This window comes from Sphingomonas sp. AC435, assembly GCF_979253005.1.
Window position 1 is genome coordinate 1 of record NZ_CEEDCJ010000011.1, and the last position, 20,527, is coordinate 20,527.

Sequence of the window (20,527 nt, forward strand, 5' to 3'; positions counted from 1 at the left end):
TGCCCATCCATGCCGGCCTCCATCCAGCCAGCACTGTGAATCAGATCAGCGCGTCCGTGTGAATCCCCTTCGACTCAAGTCGGCCGGAAAACGCTCTAATGGCCTCTGAGCCACTTGCTCAATTCGGTGGCGGTGTTCGTCTTCTCGTCGAGCACCATCCAGACATTTCCCTGATGTCCCGCCAGTTCGCCATACGCGATCCGGTCGTAGAGGCCGAGATATTCCGAGGACGCCCAGGACTGATCGTAGTTTGAGTCCGAAGCGGGAAAGAGCGCGATGCTGGTCCGAGGTTTCATGCCATCCGCGATGCCGAGCTCCCAGGGGACCCACTTGCTCTCCTTGCTGTTCTTGCTCGCGAGAAGGACGAAGCGGCTCGTGTCGCGGATGCGCGTCTTCAGTAGGGCGGCCGTATTCGCATTTGTGTAGGGCGGCATCTCCGGGTCGATCTCGTCGACGTACACCCTGGTCCCGTGATTTTCGAGGACGAGGATCGCTCCGGCCACCAGATCGTCGTCCTTGCTCGAGTGTGAGAGGAAGGCGGAGCCGGATGGCGACCGGGATCCCGCCGTGTGTCGAAGGTTGGCGGCCCGCTCCGCACCGACCTCCCGCGCGAAGCGCCGCAGATCGTCCCGCGAGGCATACAGCGCCATGCTGGATCAGATCCGCTTGTCGATGCGGGCCAGGATGGCGGCCACCAGCTTGACGACCTCCTCTACCGTTATGTCGGCCCGTGCGAGCTCCCCGAGCTCATCGTCCGTCGGGCGCATCGCGTCCCGCCCGGACGTCTCCACTGCGGACCCGGTGAGGAGTTCGGAGATCCGGGCGGCCGCGCCGCCTGTGGAAGCGATGGGGATCATGAAGCAGTCGGCGGCCTTGGCGGCTTCGAACTCGTCGAGCACGCCACCCGCGACCGTGGGGGAGCCGGTGGCCGGATCGATCTTCACACCTCCGACGAAGACGACGATGCCGGCGATCCTGGCCAGTTCGGCCCGCAGGGCCACCCACTGGTCCTCGTCGGGCATGCCTCCGGCGATCGGCTGGGGAAATGGGCGGGCGACTAGGCGCCGCTCGAGGTCCCAACCGCCGCCGGATCGGAGCGCGTCGAGGAACCCCGCGACGGAGGCCGACCCGACGACGAGCCCCGCTCCGCTGACCAGGTCGCGGTCGCGATCACCCACCAGCCGGCCGATGGCATGGGCGATGCCATAGGCCTTCGCCAGCCCGTCCCCGACCTCGGGCGGCCAGCTGCCGCTCACCCAAACCCGCCGCGCGGCCACCCGCCGTTCGACCTGCCGCAGGAGGTCGGGCACCTCGGAATAGTCGTCGATCTCGACCACCAGCAGTCCGTAGCGCTTCAGGTCGCGGCTCCAGTGCTTGTGCTGGGTGCTCCGCGCCTCGAATTCGGCGTCCGTGTCGTAGTCGTCGCGCTGCGGCGGGCGTACGATGGCGAAGTGTTCGGGCGGCGCCGACGTGAAGCTCTCCCGGATCAGCGACAGGACGTGCCGGATGTTCGGATCGGTGAAGCTGATGCCAAGGAAGAGCATCGACATGCTGGAGAGGTGCGCTTGCAGCAAGGGCAGGAAGGCGCCACGCTTAGATCGATAGAGTTCGTAGTCGTCGGTCGAGATGACGACGTCGTCCAGCCGCTCGACCGAGCCATGCATCTTAAAGAGGCGGGTCGCCCCCGGCTTAGCGCGTAGGGCGAGATCGGCGGCGCCGGACACGGTGTCCAGCGGCCGGTTGACGCCGCCGAACGCGCGTTCGACCAGCGTGTCGTAGTTCGTGGTCCAGATGAACTTGACCGGCAGGCGGGCGATGACCTCTAGGGTTGCCGGCACGGGGCGCTCCACCCCGATCTGCTCCTTGATGACGTTCCTGACGCGGGTCGCGGATCCGTTCTCCTGGATGCTCCACTGTGCAAGCGCGGCCAGGTCGTGGAGCTCGCCGGACTTCACGCCCAGTTCCTCGCCGACCTCGGTAAGGAGGGAGGCCCACGAGGGATACCCGGCGCCCATGGACACGCCGGCGCCGACGAACACGGCGCCACCTCCAGAGATGAGGGCTTCGGGATAGTCCTTCAGGAATCGCTTAGTCGTCGCTGCACCGGCCATCTCGTTGCCTCTCTCAGACGTTCAGTTACGACCCCGGATGGTGATCGCGTTCTCGATCCACTGCTCTATCCCGTTCGAGATCGAGGCGTAGACTGCCCTGCTGTCGCTGCCGCTTGGGGTGATCAGCGGCGCGACGGACGACAGCTTGCGGTTGGTGCCGCCGATGGTGATCGCGTCGAAGGGGTTGGCGCCGGCTACCGACGTCTGACTGTGGCGATCGAGCAGCCTGTCGATCCGGATCCCCAGAACTCCCCTCCTATCGTCCCAGGCCTTGATGATCTCGTGTATCACCCAGGGGCGGCTTGCGGTCTGCGCCCCAACCAGGACGACCACGCAGCTCTTCCCGTACATGTTGTCGGCGATCCATTTCTCGATGGATGCCTTACCCTTGCGCTTGACCTCCTCCCAGGCATTAGGCGTGCAGAGGGGTTGGCCCTCGAGTGCGCCCATGTTCCTGATCTGCTGCGTCCGCCAGTAATCCTGGTCGAAGTGGAAGCTGAAGAATACCCGACGTGCCACGTTATTCCCCTAGTGATTGCTCGAAGACTGATGTGTTCGAAGACCCGATCTTTTTGCCACGGCGTCTGACGTTTCGATTCTGATCGCAAGTTTGGCTTCAGTTTCCGATCAGTTCCTAGGTTTCGTTGGCGGCACCAAGTCGTAGAGTCGAGTAAGTGCAGCCAGACCGGTGATGCCCTTCGTTTGACCCAGCCAGTTGTTGTAGGTCTGGCCATCTATTTCGCTCAAGTGATCGAGGTCCACGTCGTAGCGCACCTTGAGTTCCGCATCGTAGCTCTCGGTGGCGGCGGTCGTCCTGGTGCGTCTGTGTGCTTCGGGCGAACGCTTCTCGATCAGGCGGGTCATGGCGATCTCGGAATAGATCCACGGCGAGTCCGTCGTGCTTCCCTGGATGTAGTCGCGCGAGGATATAGAATGCGGGGTGTTGATGAAGATGATGCACTCGCAACGGTCGATCATCCGAGACAGCGCGACCGAGAGCATCATGTGGACATGCGACGTCGAACGGTTCCGCTTCTGGTAGTTGTAGGTTCGCGCCTCATCGTTGTAGCAGAACTCATCGTCCAGGACTTTGAGCAGATCGTTCGCATAGCCCCAGACGGCCGAGTCAACGAACGACGTGAGGCCGAAACGCCTGTGGAGATGTCCGGATAGACCGAGCGCGAGCTCGCTGTCCTTGTGTGCATGCGAGATGAAGACCTGCGCGTCGATCTCGGGAAACCAGGCGGCAGTCATCTTCTTGGAGAGCAGATCGCCCGAGTGACCGCGAAACTGACTCAGGCGACCGTCCACCAGGCGTTTATTCTCCTGGTGAAGCGAATCGCCTACATCCTTGTATTCGTGGAAGGAGTTATCGGGCACGGAGAGTTCGAAACCACGGAACATGTCAGGTCCTCGGAAGATGGCGGCGTTAGGTTGCTGATCGCCGACCCGCTCCCGTTCCGTCAGCCTGCGCTATCACGACTGGCGGGTCCAGCCGTCAGGCCCGACTTTCGTTCCATTCGGTAGCGGCGATTAGGGACACGCTCCCCGAGGCTGCAGGTGCGTGGCCACCTTTATACCCTCACGAACAACAACGGCAGTCCGGGCAGCGACCCAATTTCTTTACTCCTGTAACAACGGTCGAACGCACGCCGAATGTCGGCCTCTTAGCAAGAGCTGCCATTTGACATATAGGAAGCGAACGTCGGCAATGTCCCAGTTTTCGCCTCTGCATCGGTCCTCCAGGGTGAACCCAACCCGATGAACGAATGTCTGCAGTTGGGAAGCACAAAATGGGCGCTGAGCGTCCATGATTGGGTCAAGACGATCAATGCGCCAGCGCGACGACCTCGACTCCCTAGCCTGCCGATAGCCATCGTTCGCAATCTTTCTCAACCTGCAAGCCTGATCCGGCTGCCAAACGGAAGATAGAGATGGGCCCTCCGGCAGTTAGCGGGGCTGGCTTCGGCATCCGGTTTGCGAGTAGACGTTCCTGGACGATCAGATGCGCCGATGACTTGTCTCGGCAGACATGATCGCCGCACGCTCCACCGAAGGAGCAGTCAGCGCGCGCGAGAAGGCTGGAGAGCCGTTTTGCACCAAGCGCAGCTCTCCAGACATCCGGCATCAAGCGAAGCTGATCAACGCCCTGATTGTACGTCGCCGACGCATAGCTCCCCCGGCCATGGCCACCCCAGCAATCATCATCGCCCATGAAGCCGGCTCCGGCACGGCGCCTGCCAAGGACGCTGAGAACGTCACACTCGCGCTATCGTCGTCGAACAGGATCAGCTCGCCCAGCGTGGTCTGGAACGCAGTGTCGAAGTTCAAGAAGTCGAGTGAGCTGTTGGTCACTGGACCTGCGGCAGATCGCAAATCGTAGCCGCGCAAGCTCAGGTCTACCACGTCGATCAAGTCGTTCGATCCGGTCTCGGTTAGCCCGACGAGCGACTGGCCGTTGAACAGCGTGATCGAGAAGGCATTGTACAGCTCGTCGAATTGCCCTGACGTGCCGTTAATGGAGAAGTTCAGCGTTCTAGACGTGCTATTGAACAGGGTCGGGCGGACGGTCGGGCTTGGCTGGAAAACCGTGTCAGTGTCGGAGGTCAGCGAGATGACGACGTTCGCCAGCGTGAACTCGGCGCCAGCTAGCGAGCCGCTAAACTGCCCGGCGAAGTTGTAGGCGATCGGGTCGGCATGTGCTGCCGCTGTGCTCAGGAACGCCCCCACCGCTGCGACCACGAGCTTCCGCTTCATGGTTCTCTCTCCCGCGCAGCGCCACGCCCCTTGCGATTCGCTGCCGCGGATTAATCATAAGGCTCAGTGACATAGCTGTCGTCAGTCCTGTGACACCCTCTGGGCGTCCCGGTCCGCCTTATCTGCCTCGCGCTTGATGGCGGCAGCGGACGATCGTTCAAGCTGGTCCGCCATCACGTCCCACCGCTCAGCGGCATGCAGTGCGCGAGCGCGGGCATTCGGCAAGGTCGTCTTCGCTGCTTCGTCGCGCTGTTCTTGGGCACGCTGACGATAATGTTCTGATTCGGTGGCCATAAGGGAGCCATAAAGGATCAGCGCCTCCGTCTTCTACCCCTTAGCAGCGAGGCTGTTTGGCCGCGTCGATCAGGCAACATATCGCATTAAGAACGCTCGTTGCCCAACTCGTTAGCGCTGTGTCCGTATCGAGGTTGCCAGAACAGCCTGCCTGTATTCGCGGCGCGGTTCGGCGCTCCGCACCGCGTTGCCTCTAGGGGGGAGCGGGGCGCCACCTTTGCGCAGATGGAGCAGGTGCATGGAGCCGGACGGTAAGCGGGAGGCGGCAACGCGCGCCCTCCACAATGCTATCCTGCTCTTAGCCGATCTGAACGAGCATGTTGCAGCGGCGTACGTCGACATGGCGCTGTTTGCATTCGGCCCGCATTACCGGACACCCGAAACGCACTCACTCCGTGAAGATGTACCAGCAGAAGCCGAGTACGGCTAACAGGCCTGTGCCGAGGATGGTCTCCACCGCGGCAAGCACGGCGCGCTTCGCCCGGTGCTCTGGACGCTGGGCCACGCTAAGCCAGTTGCGGATGGCAAACGTCCACACCGCCACCGCAACCAGAACAAGCGCTACTACCAGGAAGGCGACGATCAGGAGGTTCATGCCGGCAGCCTATCCAGCAGATAGCTGAAGGTCGATGGCAGTCGCCATCACCGCTCCAGCGCCTGCCGGGCAGCCACAGCCATCTCGCGGAACGCCGCCTGCCACGTGGCACCGGCGTCAGCCCAGGGTGTGCGGTCCTCCATGCGCTCCATGCGGCTCTCCCACATGTACGCTGCCACGTGCTCGATCAGAGCCTCGTTGTCGTTGCTGGTGCACAGTCGGCAGCGATCAGCCATTGCCGCTCATCCAGTCAGTCTCCGCGTCGTCCACGGCAGCGAACATGTCGCCGTCTGCCTGCATCTGGCTCAGGTGCTTCCGCACCGCCTCGGGATCGCCGTTGCGCGGGAAGCGACGATCGGCGGCGGCCCCCGCGGCGAGTTGCCCTAGCAGTCCATCGTCGTCCTTCTTCGTCAGCAGCCAAGTACCGAACGGTATTTGGGCAGGCTCAGCATAGCGGTCCATGTTCACAGATCTTCTCCTTGGGTGTGCCGACGCGTCAGGATCGGTACCGCGACACGAGCTTCTTCCACGTCCGCTCTTCGGGGTATGGCGGCTGCTCGGCGTCTGGCTTGTCGCGGGTGATCTCAGCGACCGGCCGGACCACCCTGTGCAGTTTCACCAAGCAGGCTTCGCAGTAGAGCCGGCGGTAGGCGCGGGGTAGCTGATCGTTCCAGCCGCGCTGCTCATACAGCCACCACAGTGCGACGGCATCGAAGCGCCGCTCATGCTGGCACGTTGGGCACGTCAGCTTGATCGTGCGCCGGTGCAGCGCGCAGTGTTCCAGTGATCGGAGCCGCTGGCCGATGTGGGTCAGGTCGTCGCCGGGTGCCACTATTACCTGTCCCGCATCGGCCGCTGGATCGGACATTGCTTGCCTTGCGTCGCCCAGTCGTCCGCGTGGCGCTGGTCTTCCCGTTGCCGCTTCAACGCCTCCAGGACGAAACAACGGGCAGCAGCCTGTGCGTCATCCTCTCTCACGGGATCACCATCCCGGGATCAGGCAGGGACGCCCGCAGGTCGGCCGCACTGATACTCCACGCACGGGCCAGCGCCTCCAGCTCTGCGGCAGAGATGCGGTCGTCCTGCGCGATCGTGAACAGCCGCGGGCCGGAGATGCCCGTCAGTTTCGACAGCCTTCCGATCGGCGTCGCCTTCTGCTGAAGCCATGCGTCGAACCAGCCGTCGCCTGTCGCTATCGCCCGAGCCACCGGGTTATCTGCGGACCAGCTATCCAGCCGCACCGCGACCGGCCGCTCCCCCTTGCGCCTGGTCATAGGACGGCGAGCGTCAGCTGCTCACCGCGGGATGCCAGCATGCACCGCGCCTGCTGGGCTGCACCGACCGCCTGCCGGTAATGCACAGTCCCGCACCGCTCCGCCTCGTCGAAGCCGCAGGGTGCCCACTCTTCGGTTGGGTAGCAGGCGTCGTAGATCGCACGCGCAGCCGCGCGCAGCCGGAGATCATGCTCCATGCCGGTGTCCTCATCAGTGTCGAATCACCGCAGCGGCGGCGTGCAACTAGCTAGAACAAAAGTGGAACATCGTGCAAGATGGTCCGATGCTAGCCGCCGCCTTGCCGCCTCAGTTCGTCTGTCACGTAGTCCGCGTCCACGATGCTGACGGCCCGCTATGGTGCGCGGGCGGCGCGAAGGTTCGGGTGGCCGGGGTCAACGCCCGCGAGGTGGACGGCTCCTGCCGCCGCGGTGCGCCGTGCCCAACCATGCGCCACCAGCGGGCCAAGCCGATCGCGGAACGCCTGACGCTCGGCAAGCGGCTGATGTGCCAGCCGGTGGACCGAAGCTACCGCCGCATCGTCGCCCGCTGCACGGTGCCGGACGGCCGATCGCTGTCGTGCGTGCTGATAGCGGCCGGGGCTGCTGTCAGGTGGGATCGATATTGGGGTCGGTATGGGATGGGAGGGTGTACTTGAGCTGGCTTCAACCTGTTGTTGCCCGTCCGACAGCAGACACGACCCAAAATGGAACGGCATATAGTTAAGGCTATGATAAAAGAGCTCGCACCCGAAAAATGAACGTTAGATAAACGTCTTCAGCGCCACCCCGATTGGCGCACTGTCGAACAGGGGAAGATGTGATGAAGATGATTTTGTGCCTGGTGGCATCGACGACTTTGGCTATGGCTCCGGCTGCTGCAAACGCCGCCGAGCTGGTGACGAACGGAGATTTTGAAACTGGCAGCTTTGCGGGCTGGACGCAGTTCGGAAACACCGGAGCCACCGGCGTAGATAGCTCCGCGGCGCACACCGGCGCGTTCGGCGCGTACTTTGGCGCAGTCGGCAGCCCAGGCGGCATCACGCAGACGCTCAGCACGGTCGTCGGCGCAACCTACACCATTTCGATGTGGGCTGCCGCCGATGCAGGAACGCCGAACTTCGGAAGCGTCATGTTTGGTGGTCAGACGCTGGTGACGACGACCGACAATCCGGGTTTCCCGTATCAGTTGCTGACCTACAGCGCCGTTGCGACGACCACTCAGACGGCACTCACCTATACGTTTCAGCATGATCCAGCGTACTTCATGCTGGACGACGTGTCGGTCACGGGTCTTACCGGCGCGGTTCCCGAGCCTGCCTCCTGGGCGCTGATGATCGCAGGCTTCGGCATGGTCGGTGGAGCAATGCGTCGTCGCCGCTCGGTTCGTACGACTGTCAGCTTCGCCTAACAGGCTTCACCCTCCTGGGTGATAGGAAGCCGCTGATCGCGTCGGGTGATCAGCGGCTTTTCTGTGTCTGCAATAGATGCCGGACGCACAGGCGCAAAGCGATGCACGGGGAGAACACGAGGTGCTGCCCGCCCGACAAGTCGAGGCGCTCACCCAACCGCGCTTCGCCGATCTTCTGGGCTACCCCGGAAAAAGATCAGGCAAACGGGTAATGACGACCAAGACGATGCGGGGCGGGCAAGGGACGAAGCCATGCTGAAGTAGCGGTCACACTTCACTGCGGCACGACCCTGCCCGACTTAGAATCCCATCCGCCTATGCGCCCCGTCCCAATTCTCATGTTTGACGCGAAACGAGACCTGGCGGACGAACGCACCCGGTTGCGGACATGTTAATGATAGGTAAAGGCCCAACCAGCACCCGTCCCAATGGTTTGGTGCGAAGAGGGCTTAAGATAATGAAGAAACTTTTTGCTTCGGGCCTTAGCTCGTTGATGCTGCTCGTCGCGGCTCCTTCCGAGGCTGCGACGTACGTCTTCAGCTACACGTTTGCGGGAACCGGCAATACGGTTATGGGCAGCGTAGAAGGTGCACTCGCAGCCGACAACAACACGTTCAACATCACTGGGCTGAACTCATATTCGGTTAACGGAATTGACACTAACGCAATCAACGTAAGCGGGACTGATCAGCGTTATGGGCTCAGCACAAGAGGCCCATCTGTGACGCTTGATGGGTTATTTATCGATTTTGCGATCGAGCCAGAAGACCGGGACCAAGTCGTGGCATTTGGTGTGGGTAATCTAGTCTCCCAGGTATTTGGCGTTCCGGTCGTTGGTGCGACTATCGCTTACGGTGGTGACGGTGATTTTAACGAATTCGACCCAGCTGCTTATAGCGGATCTATCCTCAGCTCAGGCGCGGTTCCTGAGCCCGCGACGTGGGCGATGATGATCGGCGGCATGGGCATGGTTGGCGGTGCGATGCGCCGTCGCCGCGTCAGCACGAAGGTCACCTTCGCGTAAGCTAATCTCGCTCCCCCGGGAGATCGGAAGAGCCGTCAACCATTCGGGTTGGCGGCTCTTTTTGCGTTCGGTCAGCTCGACGCCACGCTACCGAATGGCAACGGATCGATGTTGCCGGACGTGAAGAGATTTGATGCGCCCGCGCAATCGTGAGTCATTCCGCGGCTTCATCAAGAATCCCGTCGCGGCCCAGCCTTAGGATCGTAAGGCGACCTCCTACGGATCGTTGCGATCGACCAAGCTGAGCCGCGACGAACGCCATGTGGGCTCCAGACATCCATAATTCGGCAAGGCGAGCGTCCTCAACCGGCGTCCACTTACGAGGGGTAGGCATGGCGGAAGATACGGCAGTCGCGAGATAAGGATGCGTAATCGTTCGCCTTTTTCGAAGGGCGTCCCAGTACGGGACAACCGCGCGGCTGTCACAAACCCGCTGTAGGGGGTGCTAGGTGTCCAGCTACTGAAAGTGGACGCTGAAGCTGACAGTCGCCCGTCTCACCTCGTGCGTTACAGCATCCTGCGCCTCGCACGAAAACGTTTGAATCGGCCTTTGATTGACCTCCTCCCCGGCGATCATCGCGGCGGCTTTGATCGTGTCGAGGATCGCAGTGTCGATGTTCAGGAACGTGTCGTCGGCAGAGGAGGACAGCGTCGAGCCGTCATCGATGCATTGTCGGAATGTGCGCATCCGGTTTTAGATAGGGAGGCGCTGTCAACGCGCCTTCACCTGCTACAGTGGGGTGCATCAAGCTGCCCGACTTCACCTATTGACGTCGGCAACACTGTCCGGCGTCAAGGATCGGCTCGGACCACGGCATGGGGTGCAATGGCACTACTGGCCGTTTGAACGCCATCGTCGCGTTAACCTCTGGGCCAGCCTTCCGGTTTCAAAGGCGCTCAATGCATGATGAGAACTCTGCCGATGCTTGAGCCATCTACGTTCGTGGAGGTGCTCAGCTGGCCGTTGATGATCACCGGAATAGCAATGATGGGGGTCGCTTTGCGTCGTCGTTGTTGAGTAACCGGCTTGGGAGTGCGGCGTTGAAGGCCAAGCTCTGCGGGTATGCAATCCGGCGCGTACCGTAGAAAAAGGCCTCCCCGGCGGATGGACGATCCGCCACGTCCGAGCGGCTCGTTTAGATGCAGAGCCGTCAGCAAAAATCGCCAATGTTGTAATTCCACACCTCTCGGCACGCCTTCCGTAACGGCAACGTATCGCATGTGCCAGAAATGGACGAACGGACTCAGCTCGGATCGCTAGCACGCTGGTGTGTCGCCAAACATGGTACTAACCAGCTATTAACATTCGCCTTTTGCTTCGCGGGTGCTCGAGGATATCATATGAGTAAGCTTGCAATCGCCATCATAGGCGCTCTCACCATGTCGGCTCCGGCCTATGCGCAGTCGGTCACCGGCCCCGGCGGCGCCTACAACAACTATGCGTCCGCCACGGGAACCGGGACATTCGGGAACAATGGCCCGCTCGCCGGCATGTTTACCAACGTCTTCACCTTCAACGTGACTTCGCGTGGCGTTGTGGCCTCCGACTTCAGCAACGCCGCGACCGGTAACGGTGCCTCGAGCGACATCGACTTTACGTCGGCTACGCTGACGGGCAACGGCAAGACGACCAGCTACACCAAGTTGCTCGGCGAACCTACCGCACTGACTGAGCTTTGGGGTTTCACGCCTTTCGAGATCGCCGCAGGTACTTACACCCTGACGATCTCCGGAGTTTCGTTCGGCGACAAGGCGACCTTCGCGGGCAACTTCAACGTCGCCGCAGTTCCAGAGCCCGCCACTTGGGCCATGATGATCGGTGGTGTTGGCATGGTAGGTGGCGCAATGCGCCGTCGCCGCGTCAGCACGAAGGTCTCGTTCGCCTAACAAGTTTCTCCTGCGGGGGAGCGACAAGGAGCCGCTGGTCGAAAGATCGGCGGCTTCTCTGTGTCGAAGTGATCGAGCGGACGGGCGCAAAGCGAAGCGCGGGGGGTGCGCTAGGGTGCCGTCCGCCCGATCGCCGGGGGAAGCGCTCACCCAGCCGCGCTTCCTAGCGTTTCTAACCAATCACAAGCGTAGAAACTCTAACCTGTGATCGGTCCGCGGGTCCTAACTTCCACAGTCGTTGGCGCCATTACGCACATTGAGATTGATCATCCGAGTTGCAGGCGGGTCGGCAGGTCAGGTTGCGCGTTACAACGGAGCGACATAGCCAACGGTCTCGCGCAGCATGGTTGGCGCCACTGGAAAGGACATAGTGATGAGCCTCGGATACCTAGCAGCCGTCCTCATGACGGCGGCCACCCCCACGGCGGCGCATGAGCCCGACCTCGCAATCTCGGCGCTTCGAAAGAAGGATGTAGGCCGCTTGATACACGCGAAGGTGGGCGAGGAAGTAGCGATCCTGTTGCCAAGCTATGTCGGCAATCGCTGGCAGTGGGTCGCACGCCCTGATTCAGCGTTTACGCTTACGGCGCCGATCAGGACTATCGAGGACCCAGAGCAACACGGCAGCTACGTCAGCCTGGCCAAGGTCCGCCTTGATAAGCCTGGCCGCAGTCGCATCGAGTTTGCCGAGGTTCAGGGGGGCAGCGGGGGCGGCGGTGCGGCTAATACGCTCCGGTTCCGCTTCGACATAACCAGCTGAGTCTCAAGGCGCTGACAGCGGGAGCGATGATCAAACCGAGGTCTTCGTCCTCGTGGGAAACACCGGCCCCCGCACTGTCATCCGCTCGCCCGGGTAAGGCTGCTGAAGGGCGACCACGTCGTCATAGCTCCCACGCAGCCAGCGATCCCAGTCCGCTTCATGCAGGATCGTAATCATCGCCTTGGGGTGAATGGGCGCGACCAGCTCGTTCGGATCGCAGGTGACCATCGTGAACCCCGCGCCCTTGACGGTCTGCTGCCAGAACCCCGCAACGGCGAACACCGGCTGCTCTGGCACGTCGAACCACATCTCACCCTTGATCGGTGCGCCGTCTCCAACCTTGTGCTTGTCCGGCGCCCACTCGCAGAACTCGGTCAGCGGGACGAGGCAGCGGTTATGTGGTTCGGCCGCAAGCCGGCGCCACTGCGGCAGCCCCAGGTTGCGGACGTTGGTCATGGGCCACGGAGCAGCGCCGCCCAGGACGTCCCACAGCACACGTCGACGGCGCGCTGGTCACGCTCCTCGCGAATGACAAAGGCCTTGCTCTTGGGGAACAGCTCGACCGGATCCTTGTTCGGCCGCACCACATCCTGCGCCCAGCTTGCGCTGAACCGTTCGAACAGCGTTTCTGGTTCGCCGGACAGGCGGGCGCGGTTACACATTGCTGGTACGCGCCAGCCGACTGCCGATCGATTTCTTTAGCTGCTCCTTGACGGCCAGTCCGCCCGTCTCCGCCTCCGCGTTCGAACGGTTCAGCGCAAGCTGGGCGCAGGACGTGGTTCGACCCAACAAAGACCCGATCGAGCTGTTCCCCAAGAGCAAGGCCTTTGTCATCCGCGAGGAGCGTGACCGACGCGCCGTCGACCTGATGCTGTGGGATGTCCTCGGCGGTGCTGCTCCGAGGCCCATGACCAACGTCCGCAACCTGGGTCTGCCGCAATGGCGCCGGCTTGCGGCCGAACCACATAACCGCTGCCTTGTCCCGCTGACCGAGTTCTGCGAGTGGACGCCGGACAAGCACAAGGTTGGAGACGGCGCACCGATCAAGGGTGAGATGTGGTTCGACGTGCCAGAGCAGCCGGTGTTCGCCGTTGCGGGGTTCTGGCAGCAGACCGTCAAGGGCGCGGGGTTCACGATGGTCACCTGCGATCCGAACGAGCTGGTCGCGCCCATTCACCCCAAGGCGATGATTACGATCCTGCATGAAGCGGACTGGGATCGCTGGCTGCGTGGGAGCTATGACGACGTGGTCGCCCTTCAGCAGCCTTACCCGGGCGAGCGGATGACAGTGCGGGGGCCGGTGTTTCCAACCAGAGCTCAAGCTCTCTGACCATTGGGCCGGCCTTTTGCCTTAATCACCGTCAGTCCTGAAGGCGAGAATGACCCACGTGAGCGATGATCATGTGATCTGCAGTCGCGTTTGACTTTACGGCTCGGGCGTTGATCAACGATGTGTAAGCCTCAAAGCACGTAAGGATGCTCGGCCCTCACGACCTCAATGGCCTTCATGATCCATTCGCGCTGATCGGCCGTGCCGCTGGGCTGGACGATCCAGTTGTACCTGACGTGCTGCCAGGTCGGGACGCGGGCAATGGGGCCGATGAGCTTACGCCAGGCGCTCTCGGCGCCGCCTGCTACGCCTGCCAATACGTGGGCCACCATGTCGCGAGCCTCCTCAACGGTCTCGATGCGGTCAGCAACTTCCATGACGCTGTGAGTCCTAGCGGCCGAGTCGAGTTCCCTCACGGCAGCCAGCGGGCCGCTGCGTCTGCCGTTCAAATGAACAGCCAGTTCAAGGTCGCTTAAGGGCCCCCGTGCGAAATGCCGCCGTTCAATCATCGATCGGGCGAAGCATGTTCCACATCTATGGCAGTCAACCAGGCGGTACCTGGGTGCACGTGGCGTCATCGTCGAGCGCTTCAGGGGCGGTCAGCCACTACAGCGGCGCCCTACGCCTCTTCCCATCTGTCATGGTCCGGAACCCAGCTGGCGATACCGTCGATTTGCCGGGGCTGATGGATCGAGCGGGCGAAGAGCCGGCAAGGGGCTCTCAGGCGCTGTAAGTTCCTGAAGGGGAGGTGGCGCTCCGCTCCCCCTGAAGGCAACGCGGTGCGAAACGCCGAACCGCACCGCAAGTACTGGCAGGCTGTTCAAGGGTGCGTATGGCAGGCCCGTCTCTCCGTTCCGTGCGGGAGCGTGCTTAACATCTTCATGCAGTCGCCAGCCGCAGAAAAGCCGCTGGTCACCCGACGCGACCAACGGCTCTTCCTTGCTCCTCGCTTAGGAGAAGATGGTTACGCGAACGAGACCGTCGCGCTGACACGGCGACGGCGCATTGCGCCACCGACCATGCCGATGCCACCGATCATCATCGCCCAGGTGGCGGGCTCAGGAACGGCGCCGGCAAGCGAGGCGGAGAACGTGAGGTTCGTCGCCGTGTTGATGTATGCCGTGCCCTTGTCAGTTACGAACGCCTGATTGACTGCTCCGAAGCCAGTCACCGGTGTCGGTGCATAATTGGACACGCCGTCGAAGCCGAAAGCCCCATCGAATGCTACAAAATAGCCGTTGGTGAGAGTGCCGAAGCCGGCGCTACCGAAATTTGGGTAGGTGTACAGGTAGCCAGTGTTGACCGAGTTATAGGTTACGCCGCCGGCCACCGCCTTGAGCGAGGTGAGATCGTGAAACTCTTGACCGTACGTCTGCGGGCCGTTCGTGTCAGCGACGCCGGTAAACACGGCATCAGTCGAGAAGAAGTTGCCGTCGAGTATTCCGGTGAACGTTCCAGAGAGCGTATAGGTAATGGTAGCTGCGGCGGCTGGAGCCGAAATGCTTGCCGCGCCGAGGAGCGCCGCCACGATTAGCTTCTTCACTTTGATTTCTCCCCGCACCTGACCGTTATCGGCGGGTGCTGGAAGCTGTTTATGTGAGGTTCATGTTTCGATGCGAATCCTTTTTATCGACTATTAACTAAGTGCTGTCTCAAATTGGATCGCGCTTAACGCGCCTACCCTTTGATCCTCGCTGCAAACATCACGCACACCCTCCCATCCAATATCGGACCCAGTACCGATACCATCGGACAGCAGCCCCGGCTGCGTCCAGCGCTCACGAGGGCAATCGACCATTCGGCAGCGCGCAGCGGGCGACAATGCGCTGGTAGCCGCGGCCCGCCTTCAGCTTCAGCAAGCGAACGTGCACTGAAGGAAGCTTTCTTCGGTGAAACGCGAAAGAGCCGCCAACCCGTATGGCTGACGGCTCTTCCGATCTCTGGCAAGCGAGTTTAGGTCAGGCGAAGCTAATGTTGGTCTTGAGCGAACGACGACGGCGCATTGCGCCACCAACGACACCCATGCCGCCGATCATCATTGCCCAGGTGGCTGGCTCGGGAACCGCAGCGATGTTGTCAAAGACGCGGACGCCGATCCCAAGTCCGTTCGACTGCCGGTAGTTTGCTCCATCAGAAAAAGCATATCTTGTCAGCGGAGAAGGTGCACCATCCAGCATGGTCATCCCGCTGTCGGTGGCAAAGGACAGCCAGTAATTTCCTGCGCCTACAGCCCAGTTGAGACCAGTCGCACCAAACCAATCATAGTTTCGGAAGCCGCCAGTCGGGACCATAAAGGTTGTCGTAAACAGCGTATTGGCAGCATCTGGTACCGAGCCATCGGAATACAACGTCGCCGTCACCGACCCGGACACGGAGAAGTTGGAGATGTATCCTTGAACACCACTGATTACGGTGGCGTTAGCTACGCCGAAATACCCTGCGAGGCTCTGGCCGCCGTTGAGTGAATAATCATTTGCACCCATCGGGGTGCCCGTATCAACGATTGTGTTGGCCTGCGCAACGGCCGAAAACGGAAGCGTGGCCGCAGCCACTGTTACAAATAAAGACCTGTTCATCTAGCGTCATCCCTACAAATATTCCAAAATGGAAAAGCCTGAGGGTGACGCTTATTTTTGGAAGACGGTGAAGCGTTCTTCAGGCGAAGTAAATTCTACACCATCAACAAGTAAGAACAACGTAATATTTGGTAATTCGAGAAATAGCGATAAGACTCTGAAATTGTACCATAATTATTTTCTACAACCACTAAGGTGGTATATGGCGCGCTGGCCGGCGTTCGATCCCGCGGTTTGATGGAGCGATCCATTCGATGACGTGGAAGGAAGCCGCATGAGACCAGTTCGTGACCGAGCCGCCACGACCACGCACACCACAGGTTTAGCAATGCAGGAGCGTTGCACGCCTTCGGCCACGCAGGGCCTTTTTTACTTCTTTTCGGGAGATCGAGCTCTGACTGGGCCGTGGATGCTTGCTAATGAGTGGCGGCGCGTCCGTTAGTAGAAGACCAGACTTAACACGAATCCGTGGTTCCCCGAAGTTCTCGATGGGGATCGACACTCTACGTTGCGTTTCGCGACATGACATCAGGCAGGTAGCGCCGCGAAGTCGAGGTATTCCGACAAACGTGCGGTAGCTGCCTCCGTCAGGTGTACTTCGTCACCGGCGACGCGCGGCATTACCTGTCCGTCCTTAGCCAGCCGATACAGCCACAACTGCCCGTCGCGGGGCGATACCCCGGACAGTTTGATCAGGTGCGCCTCTGTCATAGTCCGACCTTCGAAGCGTGCGACGAACAGGTGGAGCATCATCGTCCAAGCGGGTTCACGCATAAGCTTGCTCTTGAAAATATCGTTCCGCACCGAGGCTTTGAGGAGGATGCGGTGGGCAGCTTGCAGTCTGGCAGGATCAGTAGGCATCGTGGCGCAGAACCAGACGGCGTACAGTCCAGCAATATGCTGATGCCCCCGTTAAGGATTGCCGTTGACCCAGTTGTCCCATTTCGGGAAAATGGCGGAAGTGTTGGCGATTGCGTACGTCGCATTGTGCGCCGGAACCAAGATACAGCCTCCACCGTCTGCTGGCGGCTGTATGAAATCGGCACAGAGCCTGGAAATCGCCACCAAAAAGCACCGTTGCCGAATCTGTTAATCTACTGGAAAGGAAACCTAAGCCGGCGACAGCGCCGAATCTTGGAGGGGTAATATGAAGAAGTTGATCATTGCAGCCGCAGCCATCGCGACGATCGCGTCAGTTCCTGCCGCAGCACGCACGTATTCGCTTGCTGACGACTTCGGCAATCCCGTTTTCCAGTACGGCACGGTCACCAACGGCGGAGCGGGCAACACCTTCACCACCTTCGCCCCGTCCGACTGTTCCGATATCAACGTCAGCACGCTCTGCTATCGCGGGACTGACAAGTTTCAAGTCCTATTCCAGGCCGACGCAGCCAATGTGTTGGTCCACCCCGGCCCGGAAGATGGTCAGAATTCGTTTTTGATGTTCGTCGCGCCTCGTACGGGCACTTACACCTACGACGTTACCGTCAACCGTGGTGACAGCGGTGACGGCGTGAACCTGTTCACGTTCAACAGCCTAGACGGCACGAAGCCGTTGATTGCTACGATCAATGCCGGAAATCCGACCTACGCCTTCCAGTACAGCCAGTTCCTGACGGCTGGCCAGAAGGTCGGTCTGGGCATTGATCGCGGAGGTCCGAACAACAGCTACTTCAATGACTCGACCACGTTCAGCGGCACCATTTCGGGTGCGGTCCCAGAACCCGCTACTTGGGCAATGATGATCGGTGGCTTCGGTATGGTCGGTGGCGCGATGCGCCGCCGCCGGGTCAGCACGAAGGTTTCGTTCGCCTAACACCTCCCCCAGCGGGGCCAATAAGCCGTCAGTCGAAAGGCTGACGGCTTTTTCACTTCTACCCGGGGCTCTGTCAAAGCTAATGCACCGACGGGTAGTCAGGTCACGGTAGGCCGGGGCGTAGGCTCCGCCCGCGCAAGCCAGCCAGTCCGTCCCGCTACTTCAACTCGTCGCCCGAAGTAATCCGGCTGGTGGTGCTGATGTACGTCCGCTTGGCTAACGCCCACTGGTGATCCTGCTGAGCCTGAAGGCTATGGCATGAGCCTGCAGAAGGTGCGCCGGCCATACTTCGGGAGCCGCTGACGGCTGTCCTTCAGCACCAAGACTGCCGTCGTCGCTCTCAAACGCGTGCAAGCTTTTCGGTGACGAGCTGACCACCGTGCGGCGGTCAATCTCCAGCTCGGGACCCGCGGTCTGCGACCGCACCGGTTGCGTTCACCGCACTGCATCACCTGTTTGCGTTTGGCGAGCTAAGTTGCCGATGACATGATCTATTCTGGGCATGTGGCGCGATCCAGTCTCCAGATGGAAAGGACAAAACCGTATCTTGGCTGCGAAAATTGATTGCTCTATGCATCGGTGTGCTGGAGTGATAAAGTCATAGGGTGGCAGGGGTCCAACCCCGAGATGCTACACACCTAGGCCGGTCCACTGTGACCGGCCTTTTTTTTTGACCTCTGCCTTAGCAACCTAGCCATGACTCTGTCTCATATGTGCTGATATGAACTCGTCCACATAGATAGGCCAACGGTCATCAGGTCGAGTTCGACGTCGCACCGGTCAGAACCGGACACGAAAGAGCCGCCAGTCTTTCGACCAGCGGCTCTTCCGAGTGACGAATGCCGTCTAGATCAGGTGAAGGAGACCTTCGTGCTGACCCGGCGACGGCGCATGGCGCCACCGACCAGGCCGAAGCCGCCGATCATCATCGCCCAAGTCGCGGGCTCCGGCACGGAAGCAAGGCCTGCGAGCTGGAACGCCTGTGCCGAGGTAAAGGTGTAGCCGCGATTCTGGAGGATATCGAAGTTCAGGTTGTACCCCATCGCGTCGAAGGCGGCGAGGTCGTTGGAGGTCACGATGCCTTCCTGACAGGAGCCCGAAGTCGGGTCCATGATGCCGACCTGACGGCTGGGGACGAAGCAATTCAGCTCGTCCGTAAACCCAGTGCCATCCTTCCAGTGCGACGCCTGCTGACCATCACCGTTATACCGGCCAGTCGACAGGTTGGCGAACTCCGCCTCCGACGAGTTGCGAGCATTGAAAGGGGTCACGCCATCGATCGAAAACGCTGCGCCACGGTTCGGATCGAGCTGGAGGTAGCGCTTCCCGGTGGCAGGGTCGAAGCCGGAAGCATTTGGACCATTGGTCGAGTACCGGAACAGATCCCAGACAGACAGTGCGCTTTCATTGTCCCAGTTGACACCAAGGCCGACGTTAAAGCCAGGCCCGCGCTTGCCGCCGGTTGCTGGATCACCGCCGTAGAAGTCATAAAGATCGGTGCCGCTGACAAACCCAAGCGCATGACCCATCTCGTGAATTGCGACCGAGATGAAGTCTTGCGTGTCCGTCGAAATGCCATCACTCGGATCAAAGTCGAAGTTGAATGCCGAGCTGAAGGTTAGAGAAGCATCATCAAATTGGCCAGCGGCAAGCGAGTTGCCGTAGATGTCATTTGTGATGCCGAGCTCGCGTAGGTTCGACGTGTTGGCGTATATAACCGTGTTGTTGAACGTGTCGTCGTTATCGAAGACGCTACCTGCGGCCGTGTTCAGACCAAAGTGCGTACCAGGGCCCGCCGTGCTGATGGGAGCGGCCATACGGTAGCCGACGCCGCCAGCGGCGCTGAGAGGCACAAGGTTGGTGACGGCAACGGCGTCAAGTGCGGTGCCAGCCTTCGCCGCCAGCGCTGCATAGATATCGCTTGCTCGCACGTCCGTCCGCGTGCTGCCGGCCTGCGCAATGACATTCGGGGCGAGGGCGGCGTATGAGACCGCGAAGTTGATGGTGGTGTTGCCCGTAAGGGTCTGGTTCCAGTAGTTTGCTGCCTTCTGGAACGCGAACAGAGCCTGAGCGCCATTGGCCTGGCTGGTGAAGCTGGCATCTGGGCGCAGCACGATATTGAGAGCAGCAGCAGGAACCGCGCTGGTTGCTGCGCCAACTGCAGCAGCCGCCAGCAGAATGGATTTACGCTTGAACGCCATCAATCTTCCCCTTTGTGATCGCCTCGTTGCGGGCGGTCGTGGTGGTTAACCCGACGTTAACACTTGGAGCGGTTCGCGAGGTGATCGTCAACAGGAAAGAGCAGGGAGCTAGAAATCCAAGTTACTGGTTTAAGAAAGCGCTGACCAGAGGGCGGCAATTCGGTCTGCTGCCCGTGCCTGTCCGGACGATTGGGCGTTCAAGCGCGGCCTGAAGACGTTGCCGCAGGCATGGTCCGGGATCCGGCTGGCGATACTGTTGATCTGCCCGGGCTGATGGATCGAGCGGGCGAGGAGCCTAACCAGGGGCTCTCACGTGCTTTAGGTCCCTGAGAGGAGGTGGCGCTCCGCTCCCCCCAAGAGGCAACGCGGTGCGAAGCGCCGAACCGCGCCGCAAATACTGGCAGGCTGTCCGGGGGGCGTTTTGACAGCTTTGTCTCTACGGTCCGTGTGGAACCGTGCTTAACATCGTCAGTCGGTCGCCAGACGCAGCGAGGC

Annotated in this window: 24 protein-coding genes and 4 pseudogenes; 8 read left to right on the forward strand and 20 right to left on the reverse strand. The window is 60.9% G+C overall.

Annotated features, from left to right (window positions below; translation table 11 throughout):
- Positions 1-95 precede the first annotated feature (95 nt).
- The 12 genes from AC0CH8_RS16655 to AC0CH8_RS16710 form a co-directional block, all read right to left on the reverse strand.
- Complete coding sequence (locus tag AC0CH8_RS16655; RefSeq protein WP_465240858.1) at positions 96-650, reverse strand: toll/interleukin-1 receptor domain-containing protein; 555 nt, start codon at positions 648-650, stop codon at positions 96-98.
- Positions 651-656: 6 nt separating this feature from the next.
- A complete protein-coding gene (locus AC0CH8_RS16660; protein WP_465240859.1) occupies positions 657-2,039 on the reverse strand; it encodes an SIR2 family protein in 1,383 nt (460 codons plus the stop codon).
- Positions 2,040-2,132: 93 nt separating this feature from the next.
- Positions 2,133-2,630: a TIR domain-containing protein gene (locus AC0CH8_RS16665; RefSeq protein WP_132741328.1), complete on the reverse strand. Its 498-nt coding sequence runs from the start codon at positions 2,628-2,630 to the stop codon at positions 2,133-2,135.
- 108 nt (positions 2,631-2,738) lie between these two features.
- Positions 2,739-3,515, reverse strand: a complete 777-nt coding sequence (locus AC0CH8_RS16670) for a hypothetical protein (protein WP_465240860.1) — start codon at positions 3,513-3,515, stop codon at positions 2,739-2,741.
- A 723-nt stretch (positions 3,516-4,238) separates the two neighbouring features.
- Positions 4,239-4,868, reverse strand: a complete 630-nt coding sequence (locus tag AC0CH8_RS16675) for a PEPxxWA-CTERM sorting domain-containing protein (RefSeq protein WP_465240861.1) — start codon at positions 4,866-4,868, stop codon at positions 4,239-4,241.
- A gap of 81 nt (positions 4,869-4,949) precedes the next feature.
- Positions 4,950-5,162, reverse strand: a complete 213-nt coding sequence (locus tag AC0CH8_RS16680; RefSeq protein ID WP_465240862.1) for a hypothetical protein — start codon at positions 5,160-5,162, stop codon at positions 4,950-4,952.
- 388 nt (positions 5,163-5,550) lie between these two features.
- Positions 5,551-5,757 carry a hypothetical protein gene (locus AC0CH8_RS16685; RefSeq protein ID WP_465240863.1) on the reverse strand — a complete coding sequence of 69 codons (207 nt, stop codon included), beginning with the start codon at positions 5,755-5,757 and terminating at the stop codon, positions 5,551-5,553.
- A 47-nt stretch (positions 5,758-5,804) separates the two neighbouring features.
- Entirely contained in the window at positions 5,805-5,936 is a 132-nt protein-coding gene (locus AC0CH8_RS16690) for a hypothetical protein (RefSeq protein ID WP_465240864.1), read from the reverse strand.
- Between the two features lie 49 nt (positions 5,937-5,985).
- Positions 5,986-6,219 (reverse strand): hypothetical protein, encoded by a 234-nt coding sequence (locus tag AC0CH8_RS16695; RefSeq protein WP_465240916.1) that lies wholly within the window; start codon positions 6,217-6,219, stop codon positions 5,986-5,988.
- A gap of 34 nt (positions 6,220-6,253) precedes the next feature.
- Positions 6,254-6,625 (reverse strand): hypothetical protein, encoded by a 372-nt coding sequence (locus tag AC0CH8_RS16700; protein ID WP_465240865.1) that lies wholly within the window; start codon positions 6,623-6,625, stop codon positions 6,254-6,256.
- A 106-nt stretch (positions 6,626-6,731) separates the two neighbouring features.
- Positions 6,732-7,031: a hypothetical protein gene (locus AC0CH8_RS16705; protein WP_465240866.1), complete on the reverse strand. Its 300-nt coding sequence runs from the start codon at positions 7,029-7,031 to the stop codon at positions 6,732-6,734.
- Entirely contained in the window at positions 7,028-7,228 is a 201-nt protein-coding gene (locus AC0CH8_RS16710; protein ID WP_465240867.1) for a hypothetical protein, read from the reverse strand. The genes AC0CH8_RS16705 and AC0CH8_RS16710 overlap by 4 nt, the downstream gene beginning before the upstream one ends.
- An 86-nt stretch (positions 7,229-7,314) precedes the next feature.
- Between AC0CH8_RS16710 and AC0CH8_RS16715 the strand changes: the two genes are divergently transcribed.
- The 3 genes from AC0CH8_RS16715 to AC0CH8_RS16725 all read left to right on the forward strand — a co-directional run bounded on the left by AC0CH8_RS16715 (position 7,315) and on the right by AC0CH8_RS16725 (position 9,462).
- Complete coding sequence (locus AC0CH8_RS16715) at positions 7,315-7,686, forward strand: thermonuclease family protein (protein ID WP_465240868.1); 372 nt, start codon at positions 7,315-7,317, stop codon at positions 7,684-7,686.
- 164 nt (positions 7,687-7,850) lie between these two features.
- Positions 7,851-8,438: a PEPxxWA-CTERM sorting domain-containing protein gene (locus AC0CH8_RS16720; RefSeq protein WP_465240869.1), complete on the forward strand. Its 588-nt coding sequence runs from the start codon at positions 7,851-7,853 to the stop codon at positions 8,436-8,438.
- A 457-nt stretch (positions 8,439-8,895) separates the two neighbouring features.
- Positions 8,896-9,462 (forward strand): PEPxxWA-CTERM sorting domain-containing protein, encoded by a 567-nt coding sequence (locus tag AC0CH8_RS16725; RefSeq protein ID WP_465240870.1) that lies wholly within the window; start codon positions 8,896-8,898, stop codon positions 9,460-9,462.
- 457 nt (positions 9,463-9,919) lie between these two features.
- On the opposite strand, the gene AC0CH8_RS16730 is transcribed toward AC0CH8_RS16725, so the two are convergent.
- Entirely contained in the window at positions 9,920-10,150 is a 231-nt protein-coding gene (locus tag AC0CH8_RS16730) for a hypothetical protein (protein ID WP_465240871.1), read from the reverse strand.
- Between the two features lie 653 nt (positions 10,151-10,803).
- Between AC0CH8_RS16730 and AC0CH8_RS16735 the strand changes: the two genes are divergently transcribed.
- Together AC0CH8_RS16735 and AC0CH8_RS16740 are read left to right on the forward strand one after the other, a co-directional pair.
- A complete protein-coding gene (locus AC0CH8_RS16735) occupies positions 10,804-11,349 on the forward strand; it encodes an FxDxF family PEP-CTERM protein (protein ID WP_465240872.1) in 546 nt (181 codons plus the stop codon).
- Positions 11,350-11,722: 373 nt separating this feature from the next.
- A complete protein-coding gene (locus AC0CH8_RS16740; protein ID WP_465240873.1) occupies positions 11,723-12,109 on the forward strand; it encodes a hypothetical protein in 387 nt (128 codons plus the stop codon).
- A 30-nt stretch (positions 12,110-12,139) separates the two neighbouring features.
- Here the strand turns inward: AC0CH8_RS16740 and AC0CH8_RS16745 are convergent.
- Positions 12,140-12,771: pseudogene (locus AC0CH8_RS16745) on the reverse strand (SOS response-associated peptidase family protein).
- A 113-nt stretch (positions 12,772-12,884) separates the two neighbouring features.
- Here AC0CH8_RS16745 and AC0CH8_RS16750 point away from each other — a divergent pair.
- Positions 12,885-13,439: an SOS response-associated peptidase family protein gene (locus tag AC0CH8_RS16750; RefSeq protein WP_465240917.1), complete on the forward strand. Its 555-nt coding sequence runs from the start codon at positions 12,885-12,887 to the stop codon at positions 13,437-13,439.
- Between the two features lie 131 nt (positions 13,440-13,570).
- Here the strand turns inward: AC0CH8_RS16750 and AC0CH8_RS16755 are convergent, their stop codons facing one another.
- From AC0CH8_RS16755 to AC0CH8_RS16770, 4 genes are all read right to left on the reverse strand, one after another.
- Positions 13,571-13,816 carry a hypothetical protein gene (locus tag AC0CH8_RS16755; RefSeq protein WP_465240874.1) on the reverse strand — a complete coding sequence of 82 codons (246 nt, stop codon included), beginning with the start codon at positions 13,814-13,816 and terminating at the stop codon, positions 13,571-13,573.
- Between the two features lie 587 nt (positions 13,817-14,403).
- Positions 14,404-14,982 carry a PEPxxWA-CTERM sorting domain-containing protein gene (locus AC0CH8_RS16760; RefSeq protein WP_465240875.1) on the reverse strand — a complete coding sequence of 193 codons (579 nt, stop codon included), beginning with the start codon at positions 14,980-14,982 and terminating at the stop codon, positions 14,404-14,406.
- Positions 14,983-15,397: 415 nt separating this feature from the next.
- The gene (locus AC0CH8_RS16765; RefSeq protein ID WP_465240876.1) at positions 15,398-16,015 is read right to left on the reverse strand and encodes a PEPxxWA-CTERM sorting domain-containing protein; all 618 of its coding nucleotides are present in this window, start codon (positions 16,013-16,015) and stop codon (positions 15,398-15,400) included.
- Positions 16,016-16,543: 528 nt separating this feature from the next.
- Complete coding sequence (locus AC0CH8_RS16770; RefSeq protein ID WP_465240877.1) at positions 16,544-16,789, reverse strand: hypothetical protein; 246 nt, start codon at positions 16,787-16,789, stop codon at positions 16,544-16,546.
- Between the two features lie 373 nt (positions 16,790-17,162).
- Between AC0CH8_RS16770 and AC0CH8_RS16775 the strand changes: the two genes are divergently transcribed.
- A complete protein-coding gene (locus AC0CH8_RS16775; RefSeq protein WP_465240878.1) occupies positions 17,163-17,831 on the forward strand; it encodes a PEPxxWA-CTERM sorting domain-containing protein in 669 nt (222 codons plus the stop codon).
- Between the two features lie 128 nt (positions 17,832-17,959).
- Positions 17,960-18,043: pseudogene (locus AC0CH8_RS16780) on the forward strand (IS6 family transposase); the annotation flags it as partial.
- 639 nt (positions 18,044-18,682) lie between these two features.
- Here the strand turns inward: AC0CH8_RS16780 and AC0CH8_RS16785 are convergent.
- Both AC0CH8_RS16785 and AC0CH8_RS16790 read right to left on the reverse strand, forming a co-directional pair.
- A pseudogene (locus tag AC0CH8_RS16785) lies at positions 18,683-18,790 on the reverse strand (PEPxxWA-CTERM sorting domain-containing protein); the annotation flags it as partial.
- Between the two features lie 84 nt (positions 18,791-18,874).
- Positions 18,875-20,032 (reverse strand): annotated as a pseudogene (locus tag AC0CH8_RS16790) (NF038122 family metalloprotease); the annotation flags it as partial.
- Between the last annotated feature and the right edge of the window lie 495 nt (positions 20,033-20,527).

What these genes read in the sequence shown, in the direction of transcription:
- AC0CH8_RS16655 (WP_465240858.1), bottom strand. Translation starts at nt 650, where the DNA reads ATGGCGCTGTATGCCTCGCGGGACGATCTGCGGCGCTTCGCGCGGGAG.
- AC0CH8_RS16670 (WP_465240860.1), bottom strand. Translation starts at nt 3,515, where the DNA reads ATGTTCCGTGGTTTCGAACTCTCCGTGCCCGATAACTCCTTCCACGAA.
- AC0CH8_RS16675 (WP_465240861.1), bottom strand. Translation starts at nt 4,868, where the DNA reads ATGAAGCGGAAGCTCGTGGTCGCAGCGGTGGGGGCGTTCCTGAGCACA.
- AC0CH8_RS16680 (WP_465240862.1), bottom strand. Translation starts at nt 5,162, where the DNA reads ATGGCCACCGAATCAGAACATTATCGTCAGCGTGCCCAAGAACAGCGC.
- AC0CH8_RS16685 (WP_465240863.1), bottom strand. Translation starts at nt 5,757, where the DNA reads ATGAACCTCCTGATCGTCGCCTTCCTGGTAGTAGCGCTTGTTCTGGTT.
- AC0CH8_RS16695 (WP_465240916.1), bottom strand. Translation starts at nt 6,219, where the DNA reads ATGGACCGCTATGCTGAGCCTGCCCAAATACCGTTCGGTACTTGGCTG.
- AC0CH8_RS16700 (WP_465240865.1), bottom strand. Translation starts at nt 6,625, where the DNA reads ATGTCCGATCCAGCGGCCGATGCGGGACAGGTAATAGTGGCACCCGGC.
- AC0CH8_RS16705 (WP_465240866.1), bottom strand. Translation starts at nt 7,031, where the DNA reads ATGACCAGGCGCAAGGGGGAGCGGCCGGTCGCGGTGCGGCTGGATAGC.
- AC0CH8_RS16710 (WP_465240867.1), bottom strand. Translation starts at nt 7,228, where the DNA reads ATGGAGCATGATCTCCGGCTGCGCGCGGCTGCGCGTGCGATCTACGAC.
- AC0CH8_RS16715 (WP_465240868.1), top strand. Translation starts at nt 7,315, where the DNA reads ATGCTAGCCGCCGCCTTGCCGCCTCAGTTCGTCTGTCACGTAGTCCGC.
- AC0CH8_RS16720 (WP_465240869.1), top strand. Translation starts at nt 7,851, where the DNA reads ATGAAGATGATTTTGTGCCTGGTGGCATCGACGACTTTGGCTATGGCT.
- AC0CH8_RS16725 (WP_465240870.1), top strand. Translation starts at nt 8,896, where the DNA reads ATGAAGAAACTTTTTGCTTCGGGCCTTAGCTCGTTGATGCTGCTCGTC.
- AC0CH8_RS16730 (WP_465240871.1), bottom strand. Translation starts at nt 10,150, where the DNA reads ATGCGCACATTCCGACAATGCATCGATGACGGCTCGACGCTGTCCTCC.
- AC0CH8_RS16735 (WP_465240872.1), top strand. Translation starts at nt 10,804, where the DNA reads ATGAGTAAGCTTGCAATCGCCATCATAGGCGCTCTCACCATGTCGGCT.
- AC0CH8_RS16740 (WP_465240873.1), top strand. Translation starts at nt 11,723, where the DNA reads ATGAGCCTCGGATACCTAGCAGCCGTCCTCATGACGGCGGCCACCCCC.
- AC0CH8_RS16755 (WP_465240874.1), bottom strand. Translation starts at nt 13,816, where the DNA reads ATGGAAGTTGCTGACCGCATCGAGACCGTTGAGGAGGCTCGCGACATG.
- AC0CH8_RS16765 (WP_465240876.1), bottom strand. Translation starts at nt 16,015, where the DNA reads ATGAACAGGTCTTTATTTGTAACAGTGGCTGCGGCCACGCTTCCGTTT.
- AC0CH8_RS16770 (WP_465240877.1), bottom strand. Translation starts at nt 16,789, where the DNA reads ATGCGTGAACCCGCTTGGACGATGATGCTCCACCTGTTCGTCGCACGC.
- AC0CH8_RS16775 (WP_465240878.1), top strand. Translation starts at nt 17,163, where the DNA reads ATGAAGAAGTTGATCATTGCAGCCGCAGCCATCGCGACGATCGCGTCA.